The organism is Lacrimispora sanguinis (assembly GCF_044987295.1).
GTDB classification, from domain to species: Bacteria; Bacillota; Clostridia; order Lachnospirales; family Lachnospiraceae; genus Lacrimispora; species Lacrimispora celerecrescens_B.
The window spans coordinates 4,559,629-4,579,203 of record NZ_CP173277.1; the positions used below are offsets into that span (position 1 = coordinate 4,559,629).

Below are 19,575 nucleotides of genomic sequence, written 5' to 3' on the forward strand. Positions count from 1 at the left end.
TAGTAAAAATACCCACTCAGAGCATAGTGTTGGAAGTAAGGTTTATTAGGAAAGGAAGAAAAAAATGAAAATCCTTGTATGCATCAAACAGGTACCTGACAGCAATAAAGTTGAGGTAGATCCTGTTACAGGCGTGTTAAAAAGAGACGGAGCGGCCTCCAAGATGAATCCCTATGACTTGTATGCCATTGAAACTGCCCTTCGAATCAAAGAGAAAACGGGAGGCCTTGTTGATGTTATTTCCATGGGACCTCCGCAGGCCATGCAGGTCATTAAAGAAGCGTTTTCCATGGGAGCAGACCATGGAACGCTTTTGTCAGACAGACGCTTTGGAGGAGCCGATGTCCTTGCGACCAGCTATACCCTGGCACAGGGAATTAAGGCAATGGGAGAGTATGACTTAATTCTATGCGGTAAGCAGACCACAGACGGGGACACTGCGCAGGTGGGGCCTGAAATAGCGGAGTGGCTAAGTCTTCCAAGCGTATCCAATGTCGTAAGAATCCGGAAGCTAGAAGAAGACGGAATTACAGTAGATATGGATCTTCCCGATGAAGTAGAGGTGGCTAAAGTAAAATTTCCATGCCTGTTAGCAGTGGATAAAGATATCTTTCAGCCAAGACTCCCATCCTATGTTAAAAAATCAGAAACAAAGGACAGAACGATTCAGATTCTAACCCTTGATGATATGAAGGATAAGGACGAAATGAATTACGGTCTTAACGGATCACCCACTCAGGTACAGAAGATATTCCCTCCGGAAACAAACAATAAAAAGGAAGTGTGGGATGAGTCGGAAGATGTGCTTGCGAAAAAGCTGTTTGACAAGATGGAAGAGCTGAAATTTGTTTAGGAGGGGAAGAAATGGCAAGGTTAATCATACATCAGGAGAGAATTTCTGATCATCAGGAATTGATAAAAATCTGTCCCTTTGGAGCGCTGGAGGAGCAGGATGGAAATGTTATTGTAAATGCTGCCTGCAAGATGTGCCGCCTATGTGTAAAAAAGGGACCTGAGGGCGCAGTAGAGTATGTGGAGGACGTAATAAAAGCTGAGATCAACAAAGACGAATGGAAGGGAATTGCTGTTTACGCAGACCATGTCGATGGCGCCATTCATCCGGTTACCTATGAACTGATTGGAAAGGCAAAGGAGATGGCGGCAGTTACCGGGCAGGAGGTATCTGTTCTGTTCATGGGAAAAGATATCCGTGAAAAAAGTGAAGAAATCCTCCATTACGGAGCTGATAAAGTTTACCTATATGATAAGGAGGAGCTGGCTCGTTTTAATATAGAGTCCTATACATCAGTCTTTGAAGATTTCATCAAAAAAGTCAAGCCTTCTTCCATTCTGGTAGGAGCGACCACCGTAGGACGTCAGCTTGCGCCTCGAGTGGCTGCCAGAATGAAAACCGGTCTGACTGCGGACTGTACCATTTTGGAAATGAATGAAAATACGGATTTATCCCAGATCCGGCCAGCCTTTGGCGGCAATATAATGGCTCATATCAAAACTCCAAACCATCGGCCTCAGATCGCTACCGTTCGGTATAAGATCATGAATGCCCCTGCCCGCTCGGAGGTAAAGTCGGGAGAAATCGTGAATTGTGATATCGATAAGGAAAAGCTTGTCTGTCATGTGGAGGTCATTGATATTCTGCCAAAGGAGAAGGAGACCTTTATTGAAAATTCTGAAGTTTTGGTGGTTGCCGGAAGAGGAGTGAAAAAAGAAGAGGATTTAAGCATGCTTCAGGAACTGGCAGATCTTTTGGGAGGCCAGGTAGCATGCACCAGACCAATGGCAGAATCCGGTTGGCTGGATGCAAAATATCAGATTGGATTAAGCGGTCGAACTGTCCGGTCGAAGTTAATCATCACCTGTGGAGTTTCCGGTGCCATCCAGTTTGTGGCTGGCATGAACCATTCAGATACCATTTTTGCAATCAACAAAGACCCCAAGGCGCCGATCTTCAAGTCAGCTCATTATTGTCTGGTAGGCGATCTCTACGAAATTCTCCCGAAACTGATTGCAAGGATAAAGGAGAAGAAAGGAGTATAATATGGAATATAAAAAACTGGATAAAGTTGATATTGCTTACATAAAAAGTATTATTCCAGATGAGGAGCGAATACTGATCGGTGATTTTATTAATGAAGAGTACAGCCATGATGAATTAAGCGGTACCAGCAGCTATCCTGACATTGTAGTGAAAGCAAAATCAACAGAAGAGATATCTAAGATTATGAAGTATGCTTATGAACATGTCATACCCGTGACTCCAAGAGGCGCAGGTACCGGCCTGGTGGGGTCATCTGTAGCCATGGAACACGGAATCATGATAGATACCACGCTAATGAATCATGTACTGGAGCTGGATGAGGATAATCTTACCATTACGGTGGAGCCGGGTGTTCTGCTTATGGAGCTTTCTGCTTTCGTGGAAGAACATGATCTGTTTTATCCGCCGGATCCGGGCGAAAAATCTGCTACCATTGGGGGGAACATCAGCACCAATGCAGGAGGCATGCGCGCCGTGAAATATGGAGTAACCCGTGACTATGTAAGGGGCCTGGAAGTTGTTCTTCCAAATGGAGAGATTACGGAATTCGGAGGTAAAGTCGTAAAAAACAGCTCCGGGTATGCCCTTAAGGATTTAATGATTGGATCTGAGGGAACTCTTGGTTTTATTACAAAAGCCACGTTAAAGCTGATTCCCCGCCCCAAGATGGTGATCAGCCTGCTGATTCCGTTCCCTACCTTAGATCATGCAATCAATACGGTTCCTTTAATTGTCAAATCAAAGACCATTCCCACAGCCATTGAATTCATGCAGCGGGAAGTTATCATTGATGCAGAGCAGTATTTAGGAAAGGCATTTCCGGATAAACAGTCAGACGCTTATCTTCTCTTGAAATTTGACGGAAATTCGGTAGAAGAAATTGAAAAGGCATATGATAGTGTCGCAAAGCTCTGCCTGGAACAGGGTGCCTTAGATGTTCTGATTTCTGATACGGAGGAGAGAGAAGATTCCATCTGGAAGGCCAGGGGAGCATTCCTGGAAGCCATCAAAGGTTCTACCACCTATATGGATGAGGTTGATATGGTCGTTCCAAGAAGCTCTGTCAATGAAATGGTCACCTATCTGCATAGCTTGCAGAAAGAGTGTGAGCTAAGGATTAAGAGTTTCGGACACGCGGGAGACGGGAACCTCCATGCCTATATGCTGAAAGATGATTTAAGCGACGAAGAATGGGAAAAACGTATGAGCAAAGCGATGGAGAAGGTTTATGATAAGGCCAGGAAGCTGGGAGGTCAGGTGTCCGGAGAACATGGCATTGGTTTTGCTAAGAAGCCTTACCTTAGGGAATCTCTCCCTGAGGTGAATCTAATTCTGATGAACGGGATAAAAAAGGTGTTTGACCCTAATAATATTTTAAATCCTCATAAGATTGCTCAAATGTAATGGATTGAATAAAGGAGCTTTAGCCTTATGGATAAATACAAATCCATAAGGCTAAAGCTCCTTTTAAATAGCTAAAATTTATTTTTCTTCTCTTGCAAAGTAATTCCCTTCATTTGCTTTCTTTAGCTCAATGAACTTACTGGGAGTCATGCCTGTGTATTTGCGGAATACCTGGCTAAAATACTGTGGATTATTACCACAGCCCACCTGCTCGGCAACCTTATATATTTTACCAGATCCATAGTGTATAAGCAGTTTTTTTGCTGTTTCCATCCTCATGCGGTTAAGGTATGCTGAGAATTTTTCACCTGTCTCAGTAACAAACTGACGGCTTAAGTAGTCTACATTCATGAACAGTAGGTTCTGTGCAATCCACTTGAGCGACAGGTTGGAGTCTGCAAGATTTTCCCTTACATAGGCTTTTGTACGGTCTACATTTGCCGAACCCGACTTTTCGTAGGGCTCAGGCTCGGGAGGCTTGCGAACCATACAGGCGTCCTTTGCCTTTTGTACGGCATCGATAATCAGCGCTTCGCTTATGGGCTTTAAAAGATAATGCTTTATACCCATCTCAAGGGCTTGTTTTGCAAATTCAAACTTCCTATATCCTGACAGGATGATAAACTCGATTTGCATATCGATCTGCTGAATCTTGGTAATAAGTTCCAGTCCGCTTAGTCCGGGCATGGAGATGTCGGTCATCACGATATCGGGGGCATCGTCGACGATAGCGTCAAGAGCCTCTAGCCCGTTTTTGCAGCAGGCGACAAGCTTGATGTCCATGGCCTCCCAGTCGACCAGACGAGATAGGGTATCCCGTATGAGCTGCTCATCGTCGGCAATAATCATCTTTAACATTCGGTGTCCTCCATGAGATATGGTATGGTTGCGGTGGCCACTACACCCTCCGCAGTGTTTCTAAATGATAGCCCAAAAGCCTCGCCAAAGATTATCTTGAGCCGTAAGTCGATGTTGCACAGCCCAATGCCGTTGCCTTTTGGGGTGGCCTTTTTGCTGTACAGGTGTTCGATAATATTCTCGTCAATTTCGGTATCGTTGTTTTCTACAGAGATGTATACGTTACCATCTTTCAAATAGCCGCGAACGGTAACTTGGATTACATCTACAAGCTCCTCCATCGAGTGTACGATTGCATTTTCAACCAGTGGCTGGATTGTCATTTTAGGTATCCTTGTATCCAGTACTGCGTCGTCGATTGCAAAGCTGACCTCTAGCATGTCGCCGAACCGAATTTGTTGAATTTGCACGTAGCTGTCCACGATGGACAGTTCCTGACGTATACTGATTACGTCTTCGTCGCCGTTAAGGCTGTTATGCAACAGGTTTGCAAGAGCATCAACCATGACAACAATGTTGTTATTGCCATTGTTACGGGCAAGACAGTTGATGGACTGAAGTGTATTGTACAGGAAATGAGGGTTTATCTGCTGTTTCAGCGCCTTTAGCTGAGCCTGTGCTATAAGAAGTTCCTTGACGTAATTGTCTTCGATGGTGTGACGAAACTCGACAATCATCTCATCAAAGTAGCGGCTTAGAAGTCCCAGTTCGTCGTTGCTAAGAGGGGCGGTGGAAGGCAAAAGTTCAAAGTTGCCAGACTGTAGCCGCTGCATTTTGATTACCAGCTCGTTAAAGCGCGCGGTAACGCTCTTTGTAACGGCTGATGCAATAAGGATAAGCAGCAGTATGGTCAGCAATAGAAAGAAAATATAGAGAATGTTGCTGGTGACAATGTTGCTGAATATCTCTTCGTAAGGCACGCTGAATGCGAGGCTCCAATTTTGCATTTCCTGTGGCAGATGTATTCCCACAAGGAAGGTACGCTGGTTGTCTACGGTGACGATGCTGTAAGGAGTAGACTTATTGGTGGGGAGAGGAACAGCGTCCTTTTCTGTATTTGATCTGGCAGGATAGATGAGATGATCATTTTCGTCATAAATCGATACCGCAAAATTATGACTGAAGCGGTTGTCGGAAGAAAGAACATGCCCAATAACGCGGCCGAGGTCGACTCGAATCATCAGGTAGCCGAGGTTTTCCAGCGAAAATTCCTCCACACGCTTAATCTTGCGGCAAAGCAGAACGCTGCCATCGCTGCGCCCTGTGGACAACCACAGGTGTGCGCCGTCATATTGGTCACACATTTCCTTGGCGCGGTCAAAAATGCGAGGATCTTCCGATGACGAGTCTCTGCCCCAGCCAAGCTGCCGCCCCTGCGGAGTAAGTACGGACAGGTAAATGATGTTGTCGGCACTCGAGCGATAAAATAGCTTGTTAATATTTTTGTGAGCGGTACTGCGGTCAAATCCGTCAGGCATGGAATTATATATGTACAAATCTTCCTGTAATGCTTTGGAAAGAGCCAGACTTTTGGAAAACTCGGCAAGCTTGTCAAGCTCAGAGGAGATATTGACCGATACCAGGCTGAGGGAGTACGTCGCCTGCTCATAAAGCAGCTTGTTGTAAGTGTTTAACATAAGCCGAGACCCCACGACGGCAACGATTCCGGCGGTGATAACCGACACTGTAGTGATTAGTATAAGTTTGTTTTTAAAACGCATATCACGTAGCATGGGTTTAAGCTTTTTGACCATACTATTTTCCTCCGACCACCTTTTAATGAAAATTATACACAAAAAAAAACCGATTGAAAAGGGTTCTGTTATCAAATACGGTTTTTTGAACACAAAAACACGGTTTATTTAATTACAATATTTGTTTTGATTAGGTATTATTGAAAACAGTAATTGTGTTTATAAAAAGAGTAATCATTCTCGACACATCAACAAATTATCAAAAAGGAGGTATTATAATGAAAAAAGTTATTAGCCTAGTATTGTCGACCACGTTGGTCGCAGTACTTTGTACAGCATGTGGCACGTCTGCGACCTCATCGTCGTCGGCGCCTTCGGATCAGGTATCTTCCTCTGATGCTGCGACTGCTCCCGCACCTGGTGGAACCCAAGAACCCATTGTTCTGCGTGTTTCGTGGTGGGGTAGTCAGGCTCGTACCGACGGTACAGTTGCCGCTCTGAACGCCTACACGGCCGAAAACCCTCACGTTACTTTCGAGTATGAGTTCTCGGACTGGGGGGGCTATTGGGATAAGCTTTCTACTCAGGCTGCATCCAACTCGCTCCCCGACATTATCCAGCAGGACTATGCCTACATAGCACAGTATCAGTCGAAAAAACAGCTGGCTTCCCTCGATACGTATATACAGAACGGGACCATCGATGTGACTAATGTTCCTAAGAGCATTCTATCCTCGGGTGTTCTGGAAGGACAGCTTTATGCTCTCTGTGCGGGCATGAACGCTCCCACGATTGCTTACGACAAAGCAGTTGTCGACAAAGCGGGGGTTACCATCCCCGACCAGATGACCTATGACGAGTATGAGGATATTTGTAAAACGGTTTATGAAAAAACCGGTATAAAATCAACTTATCCAGTTGGCGACTCCTACATCGCTTCTGTCTGCCGCGATTTCAACAAGAACATGTTTGACTATGCCAAAAATCAGCTGGCTGTAGAGGAAAGTGTGGTTCTTCAGTACTTCCAAAAGGAGAAGGAAACCATTGCACAGCCTTGGCATCTCTCGATGGAGATTATGGCAGAGAAAAACGCCGATGATATCGAGACCAAGCCTCTCGTCGACGGCAGTACATGGACAGATTTTCTGCAGTCCAATCAGGTTCCAACCCTTGCAAAAACTGCAGGCAAAGATCTTGGCATGACTATGGAATGTATCTCCACCGATGCTACCGGACAAAGCATGTATCTGAAGCCTAGCATGTTCTTCTCCATTACGGAGTCCTCCAAGTACAAGGATGAGGCGGCAAAGGTTCTCAACTTTCTTACTAATTCCTCCAAGGCGCAGGATTGCCTCAAAGCAGAGCGAGGCGTTCCGATTTCTACCAAGATTGCGGATTATATCAAGCCCACACTCCCTGCAGACCAGCAGACAGCTTTTGACTATGTTGCCAAGGTAGGCGAGATTGCGTCTCCGATTGACCCTCCCAACCCTCCCGGATTCAGCGAGTTGCGAAAACTTTGCAGTGATCTTACCGACAAGGTACGCTATGGAGAGATTACACCAGAAGAAGCGACTAAAAAGTTTATGACCGAAGGCAATGCGATTCTTGCCAAGGCAGCTTCCTAGAAAGCATTGAAGTATATTTTGATGTAGTGAGTCCTTTTGAACTTTCGCATGGCTGGCGTTTTTCATCAGCCATGCGAAATTGGGCTCAAGCTTTCTGAATGGTATATTTTGAAAACTTGCACAGTATCGTTTTGCTAGGATATGGTCACAGCCCAATAGTATTGTGGCTCAATTCCTTTTCATCCAACAAGACGGCCAGAAAGAAGTGATTACACAATGAAAAACAAAAACAAAACGCTTGGCAGCGTGTTGAATAGAGAGCAGGTTGCCGGGTATGTATTTATTATGCCTTTTATTATTGGTTTTATGGCCTTTACCTTTGTACCGGTTATTATTTCGTTCTTTCTTTCCTTTACGAAGTATGATATTCTCTCTGCTCCTAAGTTTATAGGGCTGGATAACTATGTGAGAATGTTCACTCAGGATGAGCTGTTTTGGAAGAGTTTTAAGGTGACGGCATTTTACGCGATTGTTTCGGTTCCGCTTAAGCTGACGATGGCGCTGCTTGTGGCAATGTTGTTTGTCAGGAACACTCGCGCCACATCATTCTACCGTGCGGTTTACTATTTACCCTCGATTATGGGTGGAAGCGTTGCTGTGGCCATACTGTGGAAACGTCTGTTCACCAGTGATGGTGTATTTAACTCGATTCTGAATGCGATTGGGATTCCTTGTGATATCTCGTGGCTTGGCAGAACCGATACGGCTATCTGGATGCTTATTCTGCTGTCGGTTTGGCAGTTTGGCTCGTCGATGCTCATCTTCCTTGCGGGGCTAAAGCAAATACCTACGACACTGTATGAGGCGGCAACGGTAGATGGATGCAGCAAGATAAAACGATTTTTTTACATCACACTGCCTATGCTGACCCCAGTCATCTTTTTTAACCTTATTCAGCAAAGCATCAATGCCTTTATGGCCTTTACGCAGAGCTTTATCATTACAGGCGGCAAGCCTATGAACTCGACGCTATTCTATACGGTTTATATGTATGAGCGTTCCTTCAAGTACTTTGAGATGGGCTATGGCTCGGCTATGGCGTGGTTCATGCTGATCATAGTGGGTGTGATGACCGCTGTAATCTTCAAAACTTCGAACAGATGGGTCTATCGTGAATCAGAGGAGGGATAAAACATGAACGGGATACCGCAAAAGATAATAGGCAAAGTGGTTTACCATTTGCTTGTCTGTTTCATTGGTTTTATTATGATCTATCCTTTTTTGTGGATGGTGTTAAGTTCCTTTAAGGACACCAATGACATCTTCCGCACCGCAGCGCAGTTCATTCCCTCTTCCTTTAAGTTTGAGAATTATGCCAATGGCTGGAAGGGCTTTGCGGGAATAAGCTTTTCGACTTTTTTTATGAACTCCTTTATCATCTGTATACTGGGCACAATTGGCACGGTGCTGTCCTCTACTGTGGTAGCTTTTGGCTTTGCAAGGCTAAAGTTCCGGGGGCGTGGCTTCTGGTTTGCCTGCATGCTCATTACCATGATGCTGCCCTTTCAGGTCATCATGATTCCCCAGTACATCATCTTCAAAAAGCTTGAATGGATTGGCACTTTCCTCCCAATGATTGTCCCAAGTTACTTTGGCGGTGCCTTCTTCATTTTTCTCATGGTTCAGTTTATACAGGGCATCCCACGAGACCTTGACCAAGCAGCCAAGATAGACGGTTGCTCTGTCTATGGCATCTTTTGGCGGATCATTGTTCCTCTCATAACCCCTGCCATGGTCACTAGTGCAATCTTCTCGTTTATGTGGAAGTGGGACGATTTCCTTGCATCACTTCTCTATCTCAACAAGCCCACTAACTATTCGGTGTCATTGGCGCTCAAGCTCTTTGCCGACCCGACTTCCCAATCCGACTGGGGTGCAATGTTCGCAATGGCTTCACTCTCGATACTACCTATATTCACTATTTTTGTCTTCTTCCAGAAGTATTTGGTTGAGGGCATAAGCACTGAAGGGCTGAAAGGATGACAGATTATGATTACACAAATTAACAAAAACTGGCTTATACGCAGTACAAATGGCGGCAAGGAATATATATCGGACCTGCCGGCAACGGTTGCCAATGTGCTCTATACCAGCAGCGACATGCCCGACCCATACTTTGGAGAAAACGAGTGGGACTGCTTTGAGCGGCTGCGGCAGGACTACATATTTACCAATACCTTTGACTTGACTCAACAGCAGCTTGAGGGAGATCGACTGGTAATGGTGTTCGACGGAATCGACACTGTTGCCGACATCTTCCTTAACAACCAAAAACTGGATTCGGTCAACAACATGCACCGTACCTATGAGTTGGACGTAACAGGGATTGCGTGCGTAGGGAAGAATGAGCTGAAGCTCAACTTTACCTCGGGCATAGACTATGCGCTGGCCTTGCACGAGAAAGATCCATACTACATTACCTCGGATACAGTCAATGGCTTTAGCATGGTTCGAAAATCTCACTGCAGCTATGGCTGGGATTGGGGCCCACAGCTGCCAGACATCGGCATTTGGCGTGGAGTAAGACTTGTTTCTTACACCATAGCAATCCTTGACGACCTCTATATCCGCCAGCATCACCATAACGGAGCCGTGACCATTACCGCTGAGCTTAAAACCAAACGGTTGTCGGGTAACGATCCCCTTGTGGCGACGATGTGTGTCACCTCGCCCCAGGGCGAGGCTGTCAAAAAAACAGTGGTACTTGAAAGCACTGACGCCAGTATATCGCTGGTTATCCAAGACCCACAGTTGTGGTGGTGCAATGGCTTCGGCGGTCAACCGCTTTATGCAGTCCAGCTTGCTCTGACATGCAACGACATACTGCTGGATGTACGCAATGCCGATGTGGGCTTACGTACCTTAACCGTCCGTCAGGAAAAGGACGAATGGGGTGAAAGCTTTGAGTTTTGTATAAACGGCACCTCTATTTTTGCCATGGGTGCTAATTACATTCCCGAGGATAGTATCTCCCCCCGCTGCAGCAGAGAACGTACCGAAAAGTTGATTAAGCAGTGTGTTGCCGCCAACTACAATTGCATCCGTGTATGGGGAGGCGGTTACTTCTGCGACAACTGGTTTTATGAGCTATGTGACCGTTATGGGCTTATTGTCTGGCAGGACCTGCTTTTTGCCTGTGGTGTGTACCGCCTTAAAGATGGCTTTGTGGACAATGTGGTGGCCGAGACGAGGGACAATGTCCGAAGGCTACGCCACCATGCCTGTATCGGCTTGTGGTGTGGTAACAACGAGCTGGAGTGGGGCTGGTCTGGATGGGATATGGGATTTGGAAACGATCCTTGTGACCGTGCTGACTACATCAAGCTCTTTGAATGGATCCTGCCTGAGACGGTAAAGTCTGTCGATCCAGATCGGTTTTATTGGCTTGCATCACCCTCATCAGGCGGTAGTTTCGATGACCCCAATGACCAAAATAGGGGAGATGTACATTACTGGGAGGTTTGGCATAGGCTTAAACATTTCACTGAGTACAGAAAATATCACTTCCGCTTCTGCTCGGAGTTTGGATTCCAGTCATTTCCCAGTGAAAAAACAATCGATAGCTTTGCGCTGCCCGAGGATAAAAATATTTTTTCTCCGGTTATGGAGAATCATCAGAAAAATGGCAGCGCGAATGGCAGGATTCTGTTCTATCTTTCCGCAAACTTTCGCTATCCGACTTCCTTTGAAGCGCTTCTGTATGCCTCCCAGATTCTACAGGCGGAAGCTATAAAGTATGGGGTAGAGCACTGGAGAAGCAACCGTGGCAGGTGCATGGGCTCCCTTTACTGGCAGCTCAATGACTGTTGGCCTGTTGCAAGTTGGGCATCGATCGATTACTTTAACCGATGGAAGCCTCTGCATTACTACGCCAAACGTTTCTATGCCCCGGTACTGCTAGCAGCTCTTGAGGAAGACGGCAGGATACGGTTTGTTATCTCCAATGAGACAATGCGTCAAGTGGTTTGCCGGGTTGTATGGCGATTACGCCGCAACACTGGAGAGATTATTGAGGAGCGGCACATTACTTCAAAAGTACCGTCGCTTGTGGCATCTCAGGTTGCCGAAGCTGACTATAGCAGTTACGGAAAGGCTCGTGACTGCTACCTTGAATATACGCTGTACAGCGATGACAGCGAGGTCAGCAGCAGCTCCCTTCTCTTTGTACGTCCCAAGCATTTTGAGTTCATAAAACCACATATAAGCGTGAGTGTCAAGGAATGTAAGGAAGGCTTTGAACTGAGCTTTGCAACAGACAGTTATGCCAAGTATGTCACCTTTGACAGTCCGGATTTTGACTTTGTTGCGGATGACAATTGTTTTGATCTGTCGCCGGGCAGAATCAAAATAGTTACGGTTGACAGAGGCGAGGTCTCCCGACCTGTCACCAAGAACGATTGGAATAAGCTGGGGATTCAGTCCGCATACGATATTCGCTAAAAGGGGGTATATCTATGTTAAGAGCGGCTCCTTGAGGATTACGGACGGATAGGCTTTGCTGCATTCTCTTTTTTATAAAGGTGTGATATATTAAGTTCAGTTTTATCCACCTGATTGTACATTTAAATGTATTATTTCCCTTTGTAGAATCGTTTATGATAGATGATGTAACTTATATTTACGAAAATGTAAATGGCAATAAAGAAAACTTTTTAAAGTATGAGGAGGGAATACATGCAAAAGGGAAATATATTAGAAGTAAATTACTATGAGGATTCTAAGATATTTGAGTTAAAGAATAGAAATATCAGCTACATCATGAATATCTTAGAGAACAGGCAGCTGGGACATCTTTATTTCGGGAAGCAAATAAAATGTTCAGGTCTTTTAAATAAATCATTACAACATAGAGAAAGAGGAGCTCAGGCTTGTGTATTTGAAGGAGATATTACTTTTTCTTTAGAAGATACACCAAGAGTATATCCTGAATACGGAACTTCTGATTATCGACATCCCGCTTATCAGATAAGAAATTCAGATGGTAATACAGTCTCTAAATTAGTATATAAGTCTCATAAGATTTATCAGGGAAAGCCAAAATTAAAGGGGCTACCTGCTACATATGCTAATCAGGAGTCAGAAGCACTTACCTTAGAGATTACCTTATCAGACGATTATCTAAGACTTGAGGTAATCCTAAATTTTACTATTTTTAGAGAGTACGATGCAATTACAAGAAGTGCCCAGTTTATCAATTACGGGGAAACAATATCTATATTAAATGCGCAAAGTACTTGTATTGATTTTCCAGACTCGGATTTTGAGATGTATCATCTTGATGGAGCTTGGGCAAGGGAACGGCACATTACGAAGAGAAAACTTGTACATGGAATGCAATCAATAGAAAGTACTTATGGAGCGTCAAGTGCTTTTCATAATCCATTTCTAGCTTTGGCTAGAGAAGAAACCACAGAATCTTTGGGGGAAGTATATGGATTTAACCTTGTTTATAGTGGTAGCTTCTTAGCCTCAGTAGAGGTGAATGCATTTGATTTGACTAGAGTATGTATGGGAATCAATCCATTTGACTTTACATGGCAATTAGAACATGAGGAATGTTTTCAGACCCCCGAAGTTGTTATGGTATACTCTGATCATGGCTTTAATGCAATGTCTCATACTTTTCATAAGCTATATCGGAATCATCTGGCTAGAGGTGAGTGGAAAGATAAGACGACGCCTGTATACCTTAATAATTGGGAAGTTACCTATTTTGATTTTAATGAAAACCTATTAGTTGAGTTAGCGAAAGAGGCAAAAGAACTTGGAATAGAGATGCTGGTACTGGATGACGGATGGTTTGGCAACAGAAATGATGATACTACAAGTCTGGGAGACTGGTTTGAAAACTTAGAGAAACTACCTAATGGTTTGCATGGATTGGCACAGAAAATTAATTCTCTTGGATTATCGTTCGGTTTATGGGTTGAACCTGAGATGGTAAATAAAGATAGTAAGTTATATGAATGCCATAAGGACTGGGTAATTAAAGTACCTGGTCAGCCAATGAGTCATGGGAGAAATCAGTATATTCTAGACTTAACTAACCCCGAAGTTATTGATTATTTATATCAACAGTTAGAAAAAATTCTAAGCAGCGCTAACATTGCATACGTCAAATGGGATATGAATCGTACAATGACTGAGATTGGTTCTACATATCTAAAGAATGAACAACAAAAGGAAGTGTCACACCGTTATATTCTATCCCTATATGAATTACTGGAGCGTTTAACCAATCGGTTCCCCAAGATACTCTTTGAATCGTGTGCTTCCGGTGGCAATCGTTTTGATGGAGGAATGCTTTATTATATGCCGCAGGTATGGACGAGTGATAATACAGACGCTATAGAACGTTTAAGTGTTCAATATGGTACTTCGATTGTTTATCCTCTTCGAAGCATGGCATCGTATATTTCACCAAGTCCAAATCATCAGCAGGGAAGAATGACGAATTTTATGATGAGGGCAGAAGTTGCTTATTTTGGAACATTTGGTTTTGGGTTGGACATTACGAAATTTACAGAAGAAGAGAAAGAAGGTGCAAAAGCAGTAATAAAAGAAGCGAAAAGAAACCGTAAACTCATACAGTATGGTGATTTTTATAGATTAGAAAGTCCATTTCAATCCAATTTTGTGTCTTGGCTTTGCATAGATGAGGATAAGAATGATTTTATTCTCGGTTCTTATAAGATATTATCAAAGGCAAATCCAGGCTCTAGAAGAATCAAATTATCTGGGTTATCTTTAGAGAAAGAATATCGATGTATAGAAACAGAAGATATTTATTCAGGTGATCAATTGATGTATTTTGGCTTTATCCTACCAATGGAAGAAGTAAAAGAAGGAGATTTCATCAGCCATATCTATCATTTTAGTGCAATAACGGAATAAGTTTCAAAAGGTTATAAACAACCCATGTAATGATACTTAACTTTGAGTTAGGATTTCATTACATGGGTTGTTTTATGTCATTCGCTTAAACTCCGAAGGACTCATGCCAGTAGTCTTACTAAAGATACGACTAAAGTAATGGGGATCGGTATATCCGACCATTTCAGAGATAAGAGAAATATTTAGATCGTCATTACTAAGAATCAGCTGTTTTGCTTCTTCCATTCGCAGAAACAGAATATACTTAAAGGGCGGTACCCCGTGATACTTTCTAAATATTCTCGAAATATAAGAGGTACTAAAATGATAATAATCTGCAATGGTCTCGACTGTAATTGGGGTTCGATAATTCACTTCGATGTACTTTTTGATATTGTTATAAAGTTGTTTTGTATCCATTGTAGTTTCAGTATATTGTACCACTATTTCTTCTAGAACCAAACAGATATGACTGTATAATTCTTGTTGTATTTTTGAATTCGCAATTATCTCATAGATACGTGTTTGGTAGGATTCCAAATCTTCAGGTTCATCACAAATTGATTGCAATAAATCTTTTAATTTACTTTCTACAAATTCTTGGGTTACACCTTCTGCCTGATAATAGGAAAATAAATTTTTGATAGAGGGAATCAAGCTGCTCATGTTTTCTCTTTTTTTCATCATCGCTATGTTCGCTAGAATAGCATTAGTCCTATTCAGTAATGTTGCAGGCGGAGAGTAGACTTGGCCTTCTAATAGAAACTTAGATTTACATGGAATCAAGTTGTTCTTTAAAGTAAATCTTAATTTTTGTGCTGATTCCCATATTTTATGAAATAAGATGGAAGATACAGTTGCACATAAGGTTATTTCAATTTTGTCATGCGACTTCGCACATAATAAGCGATGCAGAGATTTGCCACTATTGGATTTAGTGGCCGAAGTAATAATGATTTTGCAGTTTGGGTACTTTTCGTCGATAATCCACCATGGGGTACCGGGAAGCAACGCGTTTTGTATGGTGGTTTGTAAATCGAGATAATCCCATAACCCTTGAAGCTGTACCATATAAAGCTCATTACTGCAATTTTCGTACAGATTACCAAGACATACAAGATACATATAAAACTTCTGCTCATTAAATTCATAAGGTAAGGTTTTACTGTTTGCGTTTCCTGATAATTGATTGGTTATAATATGACAGGTTGTATCATGATATGATTCTTCTAAATTCTGATAAATCTTTTGAAAGGTTTCTTCCAAAGTTTCGATTTTAATTGGTTTTAGCAGGTAATCGGTCACACCATAACGAATCGATTGCTGAGCATACTCAAACTCGTTATAGCCACTGATAATAATGATCTTTAATTGGGGATTGACATGTTTTGCCTCTTTTGTAAGTTCAAGTCCGTCCATAATCGGCATTCTGATGTCAGTGCATAAAATATCAGCCTTATGTTCTTTTATTAAATCAAGGGCATCATGGCCATTGGTAGCAGAACCCACAATGGTAAAAGGCCATGCTAAGGATTTGATTTTTCCTACCAAATTGTCTAAGATTGGAATCTCATCCTCCGCCACAACAACCTTATACGTCCTTTTTGCTATCATTTTGTATTCCTCCCTCTATTCTGCCTCCAATGATAATGGTTGCTCCACAACCTTCGTTGTTTCTAATTTCAAAAACAGCATCTTCCTTATACTGTAACTTAAGACGGTAATAAATATTGAAAAGTCCTATCTTATCATTTGTTTTTGATGCAAAGCCAAATTGTTTGGTATGGATTGTTTCATTAAGTTCAGCCATAACTTCTTCTTTAAATCCAACACCATTATCTGTTACTGAGATAGTCCAATAATCCTCATCAAGAGTTCCTTCGATGGAAATTAACCATGGGGAACGGATGTTAAAGGCATATTTAAAACAATTTTCAATAAGTGGATGAATTAATAACTTTGGAATAGGAAGGTCATAAAGGGCTTCTGGCAATGTTGTATTGACTCTAAAATGTTCCGGGTAGCGATATTCCATCAAAGATAAATATTTTTTTATATAATCAAGTTCAATGCCCACTGTAACGAATGAATTATTTTCAATGGTGACATATCTAAGCATGCTAACAAGACTGACGCACATATGTACGATTTCGGTATTGCCACAGTCCTCAGCTTTTATGCTTATTACAGTAATCGTATTATATAAGAAGTGCGGGTTCATCTGTGCCTGAAGAGTAATCATTCTGGCTTGAATTTCACTAGACCTTGCTAATACAGTTTGATTTAAAGAGTCTTGTAAACGAGTAACCATCTCCTTATAGGCATCACTTAACATTGTTAGCTCATAAGAGAATAATTCTTGCTTTGTTTCCTGTTGGGTACATAAGTCATTTAAGTTTAAGTTACTAATCGCATACCTTATCTCTTTAATAGGTTCTGTCAATTTTTTAGAGATGATATAGCTTAAAAACAGTGTAATAAATAAGACAATAACGCCTAAGCATAGTATAATATTTCTAAAGGTGACGACAGGCTGTAAGAGCTGATTTCTCGTCTGTGAGACGACAACAGTCCAATTGGAGTAATCAGATTTGGAAAATGCCATGATTTCTGAGTGCTCATTTCCCTCTATGGGCATGGTGCCATAGTTATCCTTACATTGTTTTGTTTTTCCAAAATAATCGAAAGTATTATTTTTATTAAGAGGATAAATTTGATTTCCCTGCTCATCAAATACATAGGAACGAACAGAACCTTTTGTGGATACATTTTGAATGATTGTGGCTTTTTCAATATGTTTTGCAAAGGTTTCATAGGCGGCTTGTATTTCTACGATGCTATCGTATTTTGCTCCAAAGACTTCTGAAAAAGCTCTTGAAATGGAGATTGCATTTTGGTTTTGCTCAATTGGTACGATAAACAATTTTCCTCGTAAATCAAGACATTGAGAAAACCAAACACGACAGTTGATGTTCTCATAATCTATGGTGCGAATATCAAACTTATTTCCAAACTCTACATAATTGCCATTAAGTCCAATTAAATTAATCTGATATTCTAAGGTAGAACCAGTAGTGGTTGATAAGAGGTTAAAGATTTTAGATTTTTTACTTAGCAGATTATAGTTGCTTGGCTTAAGATCATAAAAAGCGTTTCTAACCGGCTCTGAGGATATAATTCGATTTGCTAATGAATTCATATTCTTAATCTCGGAGTCTAAGTACTGTATGGTGTTCACAGAAAGCTGCTGCAGAGATTCAGAAGCTCTTTGCTCAATTATATTTGAGGTATAACGATAAAATAGTGTTGCTAGAAGAGTAATCAGAATTACGATTATGCTTGAATAGCTAAAAAATAAGCGGGAACGTATGGTTGAAAACAGTTTCATATTTACACCCCATTCTGCAATGCTTTTTGTACTTAACAAGTTTGAATCTCTAAGAACATTATAGCATAGTGCTGAATACACGACAAGTAACTGAGGTACTTTTTGACAAAAACGCACAAAATTATAGTTCAGTTTTATCCACATAAGCGTGCATGAAAATGTATCGGAAATTGATTTTAAATAATTTATAATAGAGCTATCTAAATTACAGAAAGGGTGGTACATAAATGAAAAAGAAAGTATTTAAGAAAGTTTTATGTTGTGCTTTGGCGATTTCAATGGTATCAGTTCTGGGAGGATGCAGTAAGGAGAAAAAGGAAACAAGCAGCGAGGTCAGCAAAGAAACAACAGTAACGGAGCAACCTTCAAAAGATGGAGGCAGTCAGAGTGATAAAAAGGTGGAGGGCGTAACTTTATCCTTTATGGCATCTCAGAACTGGGTTAACAAAGGATCAAATGTGGATGACGAATTAAACAGAAAATTCGAAAAAGAGACAGGTATCAAAATTGATTTACAAGTAGTACCTGACGACCAGTATGTTAATGTACTTAAAACAAAACTAGGAACCGGTGAAGTTCCAGATATCTTCATGGTATCTGGTGGTGTTGGTGCACTAAAATTCATGCCTGAGACTTATTTTGCAGACCTTTCAAATGAATCATGGGTTTCCAGATACGCTGACTATGCAAAGCAGGGAACAACAATAGATGGAAAGATTATGGGATTCATGAGATGGAATGTAGATGGATGGGGTATCTTATATAATAAGGATATCTATAAAGACTTAGGACTTTCCGTTCCAAAGACATACGAAGAGTTTGCTGCAAATTGTGATGCTTTGTTAAAGAGTGGAGTGACCCCAGTATATGAAAGTGGTAAGGAATCCTGGCACTGGGCGATCTGGTTATCTAACTTTGGCCCTTATGCAGCTACCAAACATCCTGAATTATATTCTAAGTTAAATAGAAATGAAATGAAGTTTGTTGATGTGCCAGAGTTTGAGCAGTTCTTAACAGAATTAAAAGAGTCCTATGACAAAGGATATCTTGGTCGGAATAGTTTAGCAAATACTTGGGATTCTGCTTATGAATCTCTTGGAAATGGAAACTCAGCAGGTTATGTTGCTTATCAGTCTTATCAGAATGAAGTGAAAGATAAATATCCAGATAGTACAGCAGATACTTGGGAAATGTATCCGATTCCATTTGCAGGAAACAATGTATATTCCCATTCCGCGGGTGGAAATATGTGTGTTGCATATAAGGATTCAAAGAATCTTGATTATGTAAAAATGTTCTTCGAATTCTTAGCAAGAGAAGATAATTTAAAGACTTATTATGAAGGCAGACCTGACATTCAATCCAATCCATCTTTTGTGGATGTAGAAGGAAAAGCAACAGCAGCAGGCAAATCGATCATAATCAATGCACCAGGTGGTTCAGGTATGGATATGGAATATGGTGTATTATATTGGGATAATACCATTGTTGGTCAGTACATTCAGGAAGTATTATTAGGTTCTCTTACACCAAAGCAAGCATTAGAAGCAATTGATCTGGACCGTCAGAAGATGTTTGATGCTACAAAATAGGAAGAGTGATTAAACTATCTTAGTATAAACGATATCGGGGATGACACAAAACCCACGCTAGTGTTATCCCCGGTTTTCA

The 19,575-nt window shown here is 41.8% G+C and carries 13 protein-coding genes; 9 read left to right on the forward strand and 4 right to left on the reverse strand.

Features of this window, described 5'->3' with window-relative positions; translation table 11 throughout:
• Positions 1–64 precede the first annotated feature (64 nt).
• Genes ACHZES_RS21125 through ACHZES_RS21135 form a run of 3 tightly spaced genes read left to right on the forward strand, consistent with a single transcriptional unit; the run spans position 65 to position 3,463 of the window.
• Entirely contained in the window at positions 65–853 is a 789-nt protein-coding gene (locus tag ACHZES_RS21125; RefSeq protein WP_395546538.1) for an electron transfer flavoprotein subunit beta/FixA family protein, read from the forward strand.
• Between the two features lie 11 nt (positions 854–864).
• Positions 865–2,058, forward strand: a complete 1,194-nt coding sequence (locus tag ACHZES_RS21130; RefSeq protein ID WP_395546539.1) for an electron transfer flavoprotein subunit alpha — start codon at positions 865–867, stop codon at positions 2,056–2,058.
• Between the two features lies 1 nt (position 2,059).
• Entirely contained in the window at positions 2,060–3,463 is a 1,404-nt protein-coding gene (locus ACHZES_RS21135; protein WP_395546540.1) for an FAD-binding oxidoreductase, read from the forward strand.
• Positions 3,464–3,541: 78 nt separating this feature from the next.
• Here ACHZES_RS21135 and ACHZES_RS21140 read toward each other — a convergent pair whose 3' ends face one another.
• Both ACHZES_RS21140 and ACHZES_RS21145 read right to left on the reverse strand, forming a co-directional pair.
• Positions 3,542–4,321 carry a response regulator gene (locus ACHZES_RS21140; protein ID WP_154523548.1) on the reverse strand — a complete coding sequence of 260 codons (780 nt, stop codon included), beginning with the start codon at positions 4,319–4,321 and terminating at the stop codon, positions 3,542–3,544.
• Positions 4,315–6,075, reverse strand: a complete 1,761-nt coding sequence (locus ACHZES_RS21145; protein WP_395546542.1) for a sensor histidine kinase — start codon at positions 6,073–6,075, stop codon at positions 4,315–4,317. Before ACHZES_RS21145 ends, ACHZES_RS21140 begins: the two co-directional genes overlap by 7 nt.
• 218 nt (positions 6,076–6,293) lie before the next feature.
• On the opposite strand from ACHZES_RS21145, the gene ACHZES_RS21150 reads away from it, so the two are divergent.
• From ACHZES_RS21150 to ACHZES_RS21170, 5 genes are all read left to right on the forward strand, one after another.
• Positions 6,294–7,643 (forward strand): ABC transporter substrate-binding protein, encoded by a 1,350-nt coding sequence (locus ACHZES_RS21150; protein WP_395546543.1) that lies wholly within the window; start codon positions 6,294–6,296, stop codon positions 7,641–7,643.
• A gap of 216 nt (positions 7,644–7,859) precedes the next feature.
• On the forward strand, positions 7,860–8,774 hold the full coding sequence (locus tag ACHZES_RS21155; protein WP_154523557.1) for a carbohydrate ABC transporter permease: 915 nt from the start codon (positions 7,860–7,862) through the stop codon (positions 8,772–8,774).
• A gap of 3 nt (positions 8,775–8,777) precedes the next feature.
• Positions 8,778–9,626: a carbohydrate ABC transporter permease gene (locus tag ACHZES_RS21160; RefSeq protein ID WP_154523560.1), complete on the forward strand. Its 849-nt coding sequence runs from the start codon at positions 8,778–8,780 to the stop codon at positions 9,624–9,626.
• A gap of 6 nt (positions 9,627–9,632) precedes the next feature.
• On the forward strand, positions 9,633–12,083 hold the full coding sequence (locus ACHZES_RS21165; protein ID WP_395546545.1) for a glycosyl hydrolase 2 galactose-binding domain-containing protein: 2,451 nt from the start codon (positions 9,633–9,635) through the stop codon (positions 12,081–12,083).
• Between the two features lie 234 nt (positions 12,084–12,317).
• A complete protein-coding gene (locus ACHZES_RS21170) occupies positions 12,318–14,537 on the forward strand; it encodes an alpha-galactosidase (protein WP_395546546.1) in 2,220 nt (739 codons plus the stop codon).
• Between the two features lie 72 nt (positions 14,538–14,609).
• On the opposite strand, the gene ACHZES_RS21175 is transcribed toward ACHZES_RS21170, so the two are convergent.
• Both ACHZES_RS21175 and ACHZES_RS21180 read right to left on the reverse strand, forming a co-directional pair.
• On the reverse strand, positions 14,610–16,130 hold the full coding sequence (locus ACHZES_RS21175; RefSeq protein WP_395546547.1) for a response regulator: 1,521 nt from the start codon (positions 16,128–16,130) through the stop codon (positions 14,610–14,612).
• Positions 16,108–17,715, reverse strand: coding sequence for a sensor histidine kinase (locus ACHZES_RS21180; protein WP_404820267.1), 1,608 nt, complete (start codon positions 17,713–17,715; stop codon positions 16,108–16,110). The genes ACHZES_RS21175 and ACHZES_RS21180 overlap by 23 nt, the downstream gene beginning before the upstream one ends.
• Positions 17,716–18,131: 416 nt before the next feature.
• Here ACHZES_RS21180 and ACHZES_RS21185 point away from each other — a divergent pair, with 416 nt between their 5' ends.
• Positions 18,132–19,496, forward strand: a complete 1,365-nt coding sequence (locus ACHZES_RS21185; RefSeq protein ID WP_154523575.1) for an ABC transporter substrate-binding protein — start codon at positions 18,132–18,134, stop codon at positions 19,494–19,496.
• Positions 19,497–19,575 lie beyond the last annotated feature (79 nt).